The organism is Neorhodopirellula pilleata (assembly GCF_007859915.1).
In the GTDB taxonomy this organism is placed as follows: Bacteria; Planctomycetota; Planctomycetia; order Pirellulales; family Pirellulaceae; genus Rhodopirellula; species Rhodopirellula pilleata.
The window spans coordinates 116,360-130,430 of the sequence record NZ_SJPM01000003.1; the positions used below are offsets into that span (position 1 = coordinate 116,360).

The following is a 14,071-nucleotide window of genomic DNA, read 5'->3' on the forward strand; positions in this document are numbered from 1 at the left end:
GCTTGAAATAGGATTTCATTGTTGGCACCTTAGTAATTCCATGAAGTGTGAAGCCGCACGAAAGCTACCGATCCCGTGTTTGACGACTCCGGCATCCGTGCTTGGGTTGGTTCAACTATTGTTTGCCGGCGGCGCTGGAGGAATCGCCCAGTCTCTGATTCTGGGGTGGCGGATTCAACCAATCGGAAAATCGGGGCGCTCTGTGGGATGGCGTGAACAGATACACTCAAGGATGCAGGCATGCCGAGATCTTCATGGAATCGTCGGGGAGCCGATCTCGCCAGAGATTGGACCTGAGTCAGCGGTAATCGTCCCAAGTCTGGCGACTTCGGTTATCGACGACCCGAATTCTTCGATGGGTTGATCTTGGAATGACGACGGAACTGCTCTCAAAACCGATTCTACCCGCTTTGCCGATGCGGTTCCCGATTGTCGGCGTCGTCACGTCTGCGGGCGGACTCACGGCACTGAAGCAACTGCTAGGTGCGGTCGCGGTCGATTGCGGCATGGCGTTCGTTTTGGTTCCGCACCTGGACCCCAAACAAGAAAGCCAAATGGTCGCGATCCTGTCGAGGGATTGCGTGCTGCCGGTGGTCGAGGCGACCGACGCAATGGTCCCCGAGCCCAATCACGTCTACGTGATTCCGTCGAAGTTTTATTTGACGATTCGCGACGGTGCGTTTCAATTGAGCGAACCGACAGAGCCGGAAGTTCGCGAAACCGCGATCGACATCTTTCTGCGGTCGCTGGCCAAAGACCAAGGCGAACACTCGATCGGCATCGTCTTGTCGGGAACGGGCAGCCACGGCACGCTCGGCATCCGTGACATCAAGCTCGCCGGTGGGATGGCCATCGCGCAAGAACCATCGACCGCCGAATTTGACAGTATGCCATCCAGCGTGATCCGCGAAGGCTTGAGTGATTGCGCGCTGCCTCCGGCTGAGATGCCCGGGGCGCTCGTGCGGTACATGCGGCAACCTTACCTCAGCTCCGCCACGTCGGCGACGACGGAGATCCAAGCCGAGGACGGACAGCTCGATGCGATACTTGAGATACTTCGTAAGCACACCCAATTCGATTTTCGCTGCTATCGCCAAAGCATGATGCTGCGGCGCGTTCAACGCCGGATGGGATTGCATCAGTTGGAAACATTCGAGCGATACCTTCAACGCTTGAAGAATGACCCAGCGGAAATCACAGCGCTCTATCGTGACCTGCTGATCAGCGTGACCGCTTTCTTTCGGGATCCGGAAGCCTACGAAGCGTTATCCGCAGAACTCCGAGCCAATCTTGTGATTCGTGACGCCGATCGTTTTCCTTTGCGGGTTTGGGTGCCTGGTTGTGCGACAGGCGAGGAAGCCTATTCGCTCGCGATTCTACTGATCGAATGTCTTGACGATCGCTCCGAAAGTCCGCTCGATCGACCGTCGATTAGCAAGCCAATCCACTTGTTTGCGAGCGACGTTGACGAGGCTGCAATCGCGATCGCTCGCACCGGCATCTACCCAACCAGCATCTCCACCGACGTCTCCGAAGACCGATTGGAGCGATTCTTCACGGAGGCCGCTGACGCGCACTACCAAATCGGCAAGCAACTGCGTGACGCGATCATTTTCTCCCGGCAACACGTGATCAGCGATCCGCCATTTTCGAAACTCGATCTGATCTCCTGCCGAAACCTGCTGATCTATCTTGAACCCGAGATGCAGCAACGAGTTCTCTCCATGTTTCATTTCGCCTTGGCCGATGACGGGCTGCTCATCTTGGGGCCGGCGGAATCGCTTGGCCACGCCAGCGACCTTTTCAAGCCCATCTCGAAGAAATGGCGGATCTTTCAAAAGTTGCCAACCAGTCGCCGCAAACAGCTTTCCTTTCCGATCGCTACAACGAACGCATCGCAAAGCCCCCAAACAAACCTGTCTACGAAAATCCCACCGCGTCAGGCATACAAGGCACTGGTCGAAAAGTCGCTCATCACCCACTACGCACCGGCAACGGCACTGATCAATCGCCGCTATGAAGTCCTCTACGTCACCGGCCCGATGACAGATTACCTTGAATTCCCCGCCGGTGAATTGACACCAAGCCTAATGGCGATGTGTCGTCCTGGCTTGCGAACCAAACTGCGATTCGCTTGCCAAAAATGCTTCGCGGAAGAAACCAATGTAAGCTTCGTCACGGCAATCGAGCGAGGTGAAGACTCAATCCAATGTCGGGTTAACATTCGTGTTGAGAAGCTTGCGGCAGACACTGAGACCCTCCTGCTGGTCAACTTTGTGGACAAGCCTTCAAGGGGCGGCGATCCAAGCAAACCCAAGCATCCGCAAGGATACCTCAGCAGGCTCATTCACCGACTCCGCTTCGGGCCGTCTAGTTTATGGCGGGATCAGCTTCGACAGGCGTCTGAATCCAACTACGTTCTAGAAATGGAGCTAGCGATTCAAGGCAATACCGAGGAACTGGGCGGCGTGATTGCCGAACTCGAAGGGGCCAACGAAGATTTGAAGTCTTCTAATGAAGAAATCATGTCAATGAACGAGGAACTTCAATCGGCTAATGAAGAACTCGAAACATCCAAAGAGGAACTGCAATCACTCAATGAAGAACTCAGTACGGTGAACATCGAACTGCTCGATAAAGTGAATGAATTGGACGTTGCCAACAATGACATCCTGAATCTGATCGCCAGCACCGAGATCGCGACACTGTTTCTGGACACCGATCTTCATATTCAGCGGTTCACGCCGCCGACCGTGGCTCTCTTCAATCTGCGTCTGACCGACTTGGGGCGTCCCTTGGGCGACATCACGCCGCGTTTTGACGATGCCGAACTTCGGAGCGATTGCCGAAAGGTGATCGAAGGTTCTGAACCCATTCAACACGAGATCGTCGGCCAGAATTCGCGACTTTACCTACGGCGAATTCTTCCCTACCGCTCCAAAGGCGATCATGTCTCCGGGGTGGTCATTACGTTCGTGGACCTGACCGATCAGCTGACGTTGGAGCGATCACTGAAAGAGAGCAAAGACCACATTCTCGAAATCGCCTCCAATGAACAGCAACGGATCGGTCAAGAATTGCATGACGGCACGCAACAGGAATTGACCGGATTGTCACTGATCGCTGGAACCATCGAAGACTTGTTTGCCCAGAAAGTGCAAGCAAAGGGCGACGATCACGATCCGATCTCGTTCAGCCATGAAGAAATGTCACGGTGCATGGAAACGTCGTCCAGGTTGGTGCGAGGGTTGAAAGAAGCCAACCAGCATGTCCAGTCGCTTTCGCACGGAATCATGCCGGTTCAGGTCGACGCCGAGGGACTGCAATCGGCACTGACCGAACTTGCCAGCACGACGACCGTGATCGGAAAGGTTGCCTGTAGTTTCGTCCAACATGGTACACCGTCCATTGAGAGCAACACGGTCGCAACGCACCTGTATCGAATCGCCCAAGAGGCGGTCAACAATGCTCAGCGGCACGGCAAGGCCACCGACATCCGCATCTCGCTATCGACAGGCGGCGACCAAACGGAACTGGAAGTTAGCGACAACGGAATCGGGGTCGACGAAGCCAACTTGCGACAACACCGCAGGGAAGGCATGGGTTTGCAGATTATGGAATACCGTGCCCTTGTGATCGGCGGCGTCTTGTCGATTTCGCCGGGAACCAACGACGGAACCATCGTTCAATGCACGATCACAACATAATGGAGAACAGGATGAACCAATTGGAAACACGGTGTCGAATTTTCTTGGTCGACGATCACCCGATGATGCGAGACGGATTGTCGATGCGGATCACAGCCCAACCCGGATGGGAGATCTGCGGTATGGCGGCAACCGAAGACGAAGGTGTCACGTTGATTACCGAGCAATGCCCCGATTTGGTGTTAGTTGACATCTCGCTGGGTTCCGGAAACGGTATCGACCTGATCAAACGAGTTCTGAGCAAAAACCCGACGGTCAAGTTCCTCGCGATCTCGGCGTACAAGGAATCACTTTACGCCGAACGCGCGATGCGAGCCGGGGCGCTTGGGTATCTGAACAAACAAGAAAGCAATGAAAAGTTGATCGAAGCGATCCGCACCGTTCTCAAAGGAGAACGATTCCTCAGCGATGCTCTGCAAGCCCGCTTGGTCGCATCTGCGCTTGGCAGGACGTCGGTCGAACACGAGCCAACGGAGCGTTTGAGCGATCGCGAGAAAGAAATCTTCCGCCTCATTGGCGAAGGCCTGACGACCGGTGCCATCGCCGATCAACTCCTGCTCAGCACGCACACGATCGACACCCACCGCGAACACCTCAAACGCAAACTCAACGTCGGCACAGCGGCCGAACTGAGCCGATTAGCTTTCCATTCGATGATCGAAAACACATGATTCATGTTCTTCGTTTCTCCAAATCCCATTACCCAGCGTTTCTCGGTTTAACCTCCGCAAAACGAGTCGGCGGCCACCCCCTCAGCTGAGAATCGCTCAAAAACCCAGCACTTTGCCGGGTGAATCCTTTCCGTATCCGGACCGTCTGGGAAAGTCGGACGACTCTTAACCCGAACGGACAGAGAAACGAAGAAACAGAGAAAACGGCCCAAAACGCCGAAATATTCCCGATCTCATAATCCAGGGTAATGACCGGCCCCAAGAAACAAAGAACCCGGCGGGCCGCCCATCTAAGCGAAAACACCGCAATTTACTGCGTAAAAACGAAGAAAGGCCGGCATGCTTGGCATGCCGACCTTTCGTTCACTTGTGGGTCTGAAAGCTTTTGGAACTTTCAGAGAAGTTGTGGGAATGGAATTCGAAGCGGAGACTGCGAGGTTATGAATGGCCCGGTCATTCGCCGCATCGATTAGGTCGACCGATGCGACTTAGGGGTTGATCTAAGTGCCGTCAGTTGGACCAACCTCAGCAGGTTGGGCGATCTCAATCTGCAGGAGGTGCAGGACACCGAAACGGGTTTTCACGATTCTGGTCGATGCTCCGGCGGCCGACGCCGGGGCTGGCTGGATTGCTGCTAGTTATCTCTCGCATTGATTGCGGCATGTTGACAGTGGCTATCACGGATCGAGGAATCATTATCAGGTGGTACGATCAGCAATTGGCTTGTATTCGTCTCGAATTCCCACGGTCGTCCGCCTGCGGAATTTGCTTTTGACGCCGGCTTCGAGAAGCAAGCAAGGGCGGTGAAAGCTTCACGAAATTATCCTGATGACATCATCGTTGGTCTCGTGAAGTCACTTGAAATGTTTCGTCACAACGTTCGATCTGAGTCAACGATTGTCCTACAGGACACTGAAGAAAGCCACCGACCAAGATGCGAAGCTCCCAAGCCTGGAAGTGGTTCCGGACACTTGGCCAACCTCACTGTTCGATGGCGGTTATCCAACGCAGGTCGCCATAGCCGCCGAACTGGATGTCGATGGGCGTGCCATCGCTGCTGACGGGAATGCTTACCTCGCTGGTTTCACTGCCGACGGTCAGTTCCCGCGCGATACCTCCGCTCAGAGTCACGGTCACCGGGGCCTGGTTGATGCCGCTGCCGGCGATTCGAAGTTCAAAATTACCGACCGGCAAGGCTAGGCGAAAACAGCTGCCGGTCGCCATTCGGACGGCATCTCGCTCCCGTTTGCTCTTCACCCAGTGGGCATCGATGAGTCGCTGGCCCGGTTGCACAAAGCCCCAGCCACGTTCCGAGTCCCAGGCTGTCTGGGCATCGACGGCCACGAAGTGCCGAGTCGGGCCATAACCTTGCATGCTGTCGACTTGCTCCGTGCTACCAAAATCAAGAAGCATGACTCGTCGTTTCGCCAGACGTTCGCGTTCGGCACTCGCATCCGCTTGAGCGGCTTCGGCCTTGGCAATCAGTCCCTTCAGGTTTTCAGCATCGACATCAATGTAGATCGGCAGGTCGGTCAGGACCATCTCGCGGCTGGCCACATCCCGGTATCGGGCCCCGAAGGCATCACGATACTCGACGTAGCCGAGGTCGAAGGGCATGGGCCCGTCCTCCTCGATCCGCCAGATCATCAATCGACAGCGATTATCGTCACGCCAAAGATAGGCCCAGACCCGCTCGTCTTCGCTTGGCAGACGCAGGGCCTTGCCGTCGAAGCCTTGGAGCTCGCGAACCATGTTCGCCATCGTGAACCACGAAGGGCGTCGACTCTCATCGTTGCGCAGCAGACCGGCACCGGCGTGTTGGGCTGGGGTCGAGCCTTTCTCGCGATAGATGAAGACCTTATCAACACCGGCACCGAGCGCCATGGCCAGGCAGCGTGGCAGCTTGGCCGCTTGGTGGCGTTCACTTAAACCGAGGGGGCCGCCGACGTCATTGCCGGTCTCGGTGATCCAGATCTCGGCCTCGGGCTTGACCCGCTCGCGAAAGTTCACCACCGCGTTGAGTTTCTCCTCGTAGGTCAGCGACGCCGGGTCACCCGGTCCGGAGCGTTCGACATTGGGATCCCAACCGCAACGCTCCGGATCGGCGGTGCCGCTGTAGAAGTGCACGTTGATGATGTCGGCGAAATCGATCGGTCGTTTGCCATCGGCGTAGCGATAGCGTTCCAGTCCCTCGTAGATCGCCGGATCGATGCCGGCGAATCCGGCCGCCGCAACCGGCATCGTGGGATCGGCCCTCTTGGCGGCCTCGGCGGCCAGACGGAACAGCTCGTAGTACTCGTCCAGGCTCCCAACGAAGAAACCCCAGCCAGGATCGTTGAGGTTGGGCTCGTTCCAAATCTCGACCGCATCGATACCACCGGTGGCACTGCGTCTGTCCGGAGTTAGCAACTCTTCGGCAGGGTGCTGCTTGGTTCCCATGCGGGCGACCAATTGAAAGATGGCCTCGGCATAGTCGGCGTTGTCTTTCGGCGGATAATGCGAGCGATTCTTCTTCACATCGGACCCGGCCCGGGTTGCCCAGGCCGGCGTTTCGAAGACGTAAGGAAGGACCTTAAAACCCAGCTCGTGATAGCGTTGGAAATAGCCATCCATGTCAACGTGCCAAGGTGCCACCGAGCCGTCGAAGGCCACCCGATCCGGCGCCGGCGCGAACATCTGCCACTTGCAGTTTTCAAATCGCACCCAGCCGAAACCGACGCGGCGCATCGACTCAGCATACTTAGGTTCCGAGACATTGATACCGAAGCGTTTGCCGGCCTCGGCATCAACCGTTCCCAAGGGGGCGACGAAATAATCAACAACCTGCAGTTCGCGCCGCTCGCCGTCAATCTCCAGGCCAATCAGATAAGCGCCGGTCTCCAGCGGTTCGCTCAGATCCAAGGAGCATTCGGCAAAGGACCGGGCTGGAATGTTGATACGCTGACTGCCAGCCACCACCTCCTCACCCACCTTGGGCATTGCGACCGCGTCGTTGGCCACGCCATCGTAAATCTTCAACGCCGTCGGCATCCGGATGACGCTCACTTGCTCGTTATTCTTATGGAAGTGCAGCCGTAGGTAGCGGGCCGGGAACGCAGCCTTAACGGGAAAACGATGATGACCCCAGCGATCGTGCAGGTCAAAGTCTTGGAGGCCGATCACCGGCTGCCAGTTCTCGCCGTCGACCGAAGCGGCGATATCGACCCGCCAAATCCAATTGGCATCGCCGGCGATCCAGTCCATACGGCTGATCATCCGTTGCTCACCGAGATCGACGATGGCATCGGCACCGGTGTACTGTTTCCAGGGCAGGTTGCAAGCGGTCTGGTCATCGCCGTCGCACAACGAAGCATCATCGATTCGCTTGCCATCCACTTCTACCCAACCGGCCGCACCGATCGCATGATCAAGACCGTCTATCGGATGCGGCACCATCACCGAGCGCAGATGGGGGTTGCGCTGAAGATGGTAAGTGATGTCGATACTGCGAGCCTCGGCGAAGCTGTTGTGCACGAGCAACCGCATGGCCGGCGCTTCGCCTGGCTCGCCCCATCCGGCAGCGTTGGTCTGTACTCGCAACACTCGCTCACCGGGTTCCCGACAGGCAATCAGAGCATCGCACGCTAGCCCACAATGCCCTTCGCGGTCGGTGAACGCGACGAGGTGGATGCTCTTGAGGCTCGCATCGACGACACCGTTGCGATCACGTTGTGGATAGGCTTGCTGAAAGGATTCGGTATCGGCCAGATCGCACTCGATCCACTGCCAGCCTGTCTTGGCCGGCCATGTGCGAATCAGGGCTTCGCCTTCGCCATCGGAGACCTGGAACCCAATCGTGGCGATGTTGCCGTCCTCAGCGACATGGACCCAACAACCAAAACCCAGAAGGTCTGGAAAGGGACCATCGGCAAGACGGGCATCGAGCTTGGCACCGCCCTGCTGAGCATCGCCCTCCAGACTCGTGGCACAGTTGCCGACCTTCGACGCGACGGTTGCCCGGCCGACACGGGGATTGCCCACTCGCCAAGCGCCGAAACCGGGCAGCGAACCGCCGTCGAGGATAGCCAGCAGCTCCTGCTGGTTGCCAACCGCGAGAGCAGCACAGCGGCTGTCCTTCGGCGCAACCCCGTTGGCCGCGAGGCCACCGCAAAGGCACCATCCCAGTAATGAAGCGGTCAGAAGTTTCCGCACGGCTTGCTCCTTGATTGTTTTTAGAGCCCATCTAGGGTGTCCGATTTCTCAGGGGCCGAATTGTACTAGGGGAAAATGGTTGCTCAAGCATGAGGCTCGCGCAGGGATCGGGCTGGGTTTTCGGTTTTGATTTGGGTGAAATTTGAAGGACTCACTTCGGGTTCACCTCGGAGCTTGTTCCATGGCGGGGAAGCTTCGCGATGAGTGTACGAAATGGCTCTGCGAACGCGTGAGTTTGTGGAGATTAAGTTGCCGAGAGACTTTTTCTTCGCTGCCGTTTCCGAGGCGGGGAACACTGTTCATCGATAAAGGTACGCTCATCTGCAGTTCTGGCAGGAAAATTGAGGGCAGGAAAATTGGTGCCGATCATCTTCTTGCCTCTAATCTTCCTGCCAGTGAACCGATGACGCAACAAACGAACCAATCCACGGAAATCGCGCATTAGTCCATTCCACAGACGACCATGCCGATGCTCAACGTTCGGGCGATGACAAAAGACTCTCAAGAACCAATTAGCACCGGCAGATTGTTTCGGGAGCGTTTCGCGAGAAAGAATTGGGAACGCTTATCAGCACTGATCGAACACTAATTCGTGTCTCCCGCCCATCGTGTTGTATATCCTGATTAGTGTGCGATCAGCGGAGATTAGCGTTCCAGTAACTTCCGTAGAGAGATTCGAGGTTGTTGATTTGATTGAGTCACGGTACACGGATCTTCGCAGATGACGGATTCGCGTTCGAATCTGTGGAATTCGGTGCAATCGGTGGCTGTCGAAGTACACTTGCGCCGTGGCCAGCAAAGACCTGCGCTCTTTGCGCCGAAGGCGTTGTTAGCCATTAGCCGGTGGTCGTGCGAGGCGAATACCACCGGACAACCAACCCTAGTGGTGCCGCATTTCCGACGTGAGTTTGGTAGAAAGGTGCCTGAAGCGACGTTCACTTTCAGAACCGCACTCGAGTACGTCACGCCCCTTCCCACTGGGCAGAAGTGAATCGCAGAATGCCCTTACTTGCTCCCTGAATCTTGCTCGTTATGAACGCACCCTACAAATTTGCACTGATTATCGTAAGTTGCTGCTGGCTCAACACGGCCTGTGGCCAGGACACCGATTGGCCGGAGTATCTTGGGGGAAAAGAGCGTGATCTCTATTCATCACTCGAACAGATTAATCGCGGAAATGTCTCTCAATTGAAAGTTGCCTGGACCTATGAGACGGGCAATGCAGCCGAGTATCAGGCGAACAACCTGATGGTGGGCGGCGTGCTTTACACGCCGACGGCAACTCGCAAGGTGATCGCGCTCGACGCGGCCACGGGCGCGGAACTCTGGCAATGGGATCCGGCGAACGAACACACGGGCGCTGGTAGCCCGAGGCAGCGAGGGCTGGTTCACTGGGGGAGTGAAACCGGTGGGGAGCAGCGATTGTTCACTGGGGTGAACGGTTTCCTATTCGCGATCGATCCGATGACTGGCAAAACCATTCGAGAGTTTGGGGAGAATGGTTCGATCAATCTTGGCTCGGGGTTGAACACTCCCGGCGTCACGTACAAAGACCTGTTGATCGTTGGCGGCCTGGGCGGCAAGGGGGCCGTCCGAGCGTTCGATGTCCGAACCGGTGAGCGCCGTTGGATTTTTCATTTGATTCCCCGACCCGGCGAGGTCGGATACGACACCTGGCCGGAAGACGCCTACAGAACGGCAACAGGTGCGATGCCCTGGTGCGGCCAGTCGCTTGATGAAGAACGAGGAATCGTTTACATCGCCACCAAGACTGCTGAGCCGGATTTCTATGGAGCCGACCGACATGGCAAGAACTTGTTCGCCAACTGCATCCTCGCGCTCAATGCCGTCACAGGGGAACGGATCTGGCATTTTCAAATCGTTCATCACGATCTGCTTGACAAAGACTTGCCCTGCCCGCCCGTGTTGCTCACCGTGAACCACGACGGCAAGAAGATCGATGCGGTTGCCCAGGGGACCAAACATGGTTTGCTGTTTGTGTTCGACCGCGTCACGGGTGAACCTCTTTGGCCGATCGAAGAGCGACCGGTTCCACAATCCGATTTGTTCGGCGAGCAGGCTTGGCCGACTCAGCCGTTCCCTACCAAGCCACCGCCGCTGATGCGTCAGCGATACACTGACGAAGATGCATCGAACATTTCACCTGCGACACATCAGAAGACATTGGATCGGATTCGTGCTGCAAAGAACTTTGGGCCTTTCCCGGCACCGAGCCTGAACGAGACGGTGATGTTTCCTGGGTTTGATGGCGGGATGGAGTGGGGCGGCGGCGCTGCGGATCCTGACGGGATCTACTACGTCAACGTCAATGAGATGCCGTGGTTGCTTCAAATGATTGAAACACGTCATACCGATGGCTCCAAGCTGATGCCGGGCGAACGTGATTACATGCTCTATTGCGGCGTGTGTCATGGATTGGATCTCAAAGGCAATCTTGAACTGCAGTTTCCGCCGTTGCTCGACATTGATAAACGAAAAACGCGAGCCGAGATCGAACTGCAGACGCGGCAAGGGAAGGGGCGGATGCCCGCTTACGGCGACATGCCGGAGGCGCAGCGTTCCGCCATTCTCGATTACGTACTCAACAAAGGCGCACCAAAGAACGCCGATCGCGACGAATCAAAGACGCCAGAGCCAGCAACTGTTGATCCTAACAACGAACGGCCGACCTATGCCTTTGGAGGATTTCGTCGCTGGTTGGACGACGAAGGTTACCCGGCGATCAAGCCACCGTGGGGGACTTTGAATGCGGTGGATCTCAACTCGGGCGAAATCAAGTGGAGTGTCGTGTTGGGCGAGTATCCCGAACTGACTGCCCGAGGAATCCCGCCGACTGGAACAGAAAACTACGGCGGTCCGTTGGTGACGGCCGGAGGCCTGATCTTTATCGGTGCCACTGCGGACGAAACGTTTCGCGCATTCAACAAGGACACCGGCGAACTTTTATGGAAAGCGAGGTTGCCGTTTAGCGGCAACGCCAGTCCGAGTACCTACATGGCGGATGGACGCCAGTTTGTGGTCATTTCTGCCGGAGGAGGCAAAAGCGGCCGACCGCGAGGCGGAACCATCGTGGCGTTTGCTTTGCCGGAGTGAACACGGACTGCGAGAGTTGCTGCCTAGGCGTTCCTGGTGAATCAGGAAACTCGGCGACGAACGCCGGATCGCACACGACGACCGGTGGCGTCCATGTGAGTACCAACGCGCCTAATGTCGACAAGCCCATCGAGAACGCGGCATACCAAGGAAGTTGCCCGTAGGCAAGCATCGTCAACTGCTTTTTCTTTGCTTGCGATAACTCTTGTTCGAGGCTGTACTGGCTGATCACATCTTCCCGCCGAAGCGGATTGCACAACGCCAGCATTTCTCCATAGCTAACTTCATTCGTTCGACATTGTTCGTGAGCTTTGAGTGCCATCAAGGCTGTTTTACGCCGTTCAAACTCAAGTTTTGCTTGGTAAGCATCAATGGCTTTTTGTCGACGTTGAATCGCTTTGCGGATCAAATAGCGGGGCAATGCGGTCAACCCGTTCCATGAAGTCGCGCTGGCTTGCTGGATCCGACGCGGAATGAATCTCATCCGATATTCAGAAAACACTTCGCTTTGGATTTTACGGATCGTCTTGGCGATCGAGTCGCCCGTGGTGAAGTACAGCTGGTCATCCAATTCAACACAGAGTGGTTTCAGATACATCACCTTCACTCCTTTTTTCTTTCCCGGTCCAGCCAAGAACTCTTCGAGTCGCGTTTGCACGCAAGCGGGGACGATGTCGGTGATTTTGTCGAAATTTTCTTCTTCGGTGATCTGCACAAATAGCTTTCCTTTGGGCAGTCGGATCGACGCTTTGGTTAACTCGATCTCACGAACCTGAGTGAATTGATTCCGGTGCGAATCGACTAGACGCTCCCATCGAGCTTCCGTTGATTTCAGCCAACCCTTTTGAGCAAGCATCAACTCAGCCAACTCGACGCTGCAATCTTTCGGTGGAACCCACACTGGATCGTCCGACCAATTTCCAAAAACCTTCAACTCCTGATCGAGAGAGAACGGTCGGGCCTTCGACGAATTCACGATCGACGGACGAATCGACTTGTTCTCCACCGGAGGAGGAGCGAGCGGGGTAACAATAGGGTTGGCGAAAGCAATCGACATCGCAAAACTCCACAGAACAGATGAAGGGACGAATCTGACGGACTTCTTTCAAGGCCGAAAAGATGGTCGCTCGGGGCGCTTCGTTCTATCCGACAATTCCATTCTAGCGGTCATTTCATCTCGAAAGTCAATTTCATCCGTCGTTATTCAGCCCTGCGGTCCCAGAATCTGTTTCGGTTGAACCGATCGCATTCAAAGCTTCTGGAAAGCCGCGATCAGGGATCATTCCTTCGGCAAATTATGTCAACACGCCAGTAGCTGGATTATTCACGTGAATGGTTGAATACACCGGAACTATCTTCCTAAGTACCCAAACATAAGTTTTTGGGTTAAACGCACGTAGCAGCGTCTCTCCGAGACGCTGAATGCTACGAGTCTCGGAAAGACTCGCCTACGTGTTCTGCGGATTTACTTGTGCATTGGTGCTTAGATAGCACCTAGTGAATCGTCCAGCCTCCGTCGACGACCAACGTGTGACCGGTGATCATCGACGCCGCTTCGGATGCCAGAAAAATCACGGGGGCCGAGATTTCCGAGGGTTCGGCGAGGTCTCCACGCAACAGGTTGTTTGCTTTCACCGCGTCGGCGAATGCCGGATTTTCTCTCATCGCTTGCTCCGCCATCGGCGATCTCGTGACGGTGGGTGCGACCGCGTTGACGCGGATGCCATGTGCCGCCCACTCGACCGCCATCGTCCGCGTGAGGTTGACGACGCCGCCTTTGGCCGCGCTGTAAGGACCACGCATCGGCGCGCCAATGACGCCGGCCTGGGACGAAAGGTTGACGATGCTTCCGCCTCCGCCTTGTTCGATCATGCGACGGGCGACGATTTGACTGCAGAAGAAAACACTCTTCAAGTTGGTGTCGACAATCTTGTCGTACAGCGTTTCATCGTAGTCCAGGATGCTCTTTTGTGAATTGAATCCCGCATTGTTGATCAACACGTTGATCGAACCATGGAATTCGGCGACGGCTTCAACGAACGATTCGATGGATTGATTGTCGGTAACATCGAGTCGATGGGTCGTGCAAACACCGCCTTCGTCTGAAATGGTTCGGGACAACGAATCCAATTCTTCCATGGTGCGGCTACCCGCAGCGATTCGCGCACCGGACCGGTGTGCATCCAAAGCAATGGTGCGACCGATGCCTCGCCCGGCCCCAGTCACCACCACCGTCTTTCCGTCAAGCCCGAAGCATGGCAAGCTAGACTTTTCGTCATTCCCGGGCATCTCTCGTGTCCTTCGTATCGTGAGTAAGTACAGGACTTGGCCCGCATTTGACTTGTGAGATCAGAGCGTCGAAACTGTGTTCTGACCATCCACTAGCAT

Annotated in this window: 6 protein-coding genes; 3 read left to right on the forward strand and 3 right to left on the reverse strand. The window is 55.9% G+C overall.

The genetic code is table 11. The features are described 5' to 3' along the window. The first annotated feature begins 371 nt into the window (after positions 1 to 371). A complete protein-coding gene (locus Pla100_RS09440) occupies positions 372 to 3,707 on the forward strand; it encodes a chemotaxis protein CheB (protein WP_146577463.1) in 3,336 nt (1,111 codons plus the stop codon). Positions 3,708 to 3,718: 11 nt separating this feature from the next. After that, positions 3,719 to 4,378 (forward strand): response regulator, encoded by a 660-nt coding sequence (locus tag Pla100_RS09445; protein ID WP_197167810.1) that lies wholly within the window; start codon positions 3,719 to 3,721, stop codon positions 4,376 to 4,378. A 981-nt stretch (positions 4,379 to 5,359) separates the two neighbouring features. On the opposite strand, the gene Pla100_RS09450 is transcribed toward Pla100_RS09445, so the two are convergent. Next, complete coding sequence (locus tag Pla100_RS09450; RefSeq protein WP_146577465.1) at positions 5,360 to 8,569, reverse strand: discoidin domain-containing protein; 3,210 nt, start codon at positions 8,567 to 8,569, stop codon at positions 5,360 to 5,362. Between the two features lie 1,032 nt (positions 8,570 to 9,601). On the opposite strand from Pla100_RS09450, the gene Pla100_RS09455 reads away from it, so the two are divergent. Beyond that, on the forward strand, positions 9,602 to 11,683 hold the full coding sequence (locus Pla100_RS09455) for an outer membrane protein assembly factor BamB family protein (RefSeq protein ID WP_146577466.1): 2,082 nt from the start codon (positions 9,602 to 9,604) through the stop codon (positions 11,681 to 11,683). Here the strand turns inward: Pla100_RS09455 and Pla100_RS09460 are convergent. Further along, positions 11,610 to 12,740 carry a hypothetical protein gene (locus Pla100_RS09460; RefSeq protein ID WP_146577467.1) on the reverse strand — a complete coding sequence of 377 codons (1,131 nt, stop codon included), beginning with the start codon at positions 12,738 to 12,740 and terminating at the stop codon, positions 11,610 to 11,612. The two genes, Pla100_RS09455 and Pla100_RS09460, sit on opposite strands and share 74 nt — an antisense overlap. 437 nt (positions 12,741 to 13,177) lie before the next feature. Beyond that, positions 13,178 to 13,972, reverse strand: a complete 795-nt coding sequence (locus Pla100_RS09465; RefSeq protein WP_146577468.1) for an SDR family NAD(P)-dependent oxidoreductase — start codon at positions 13,970 to 13,972, stop codon at positions 13,178 to 13,180. Positions 13,973 to 14,071 lie beyond the last annotated feature (99 nt).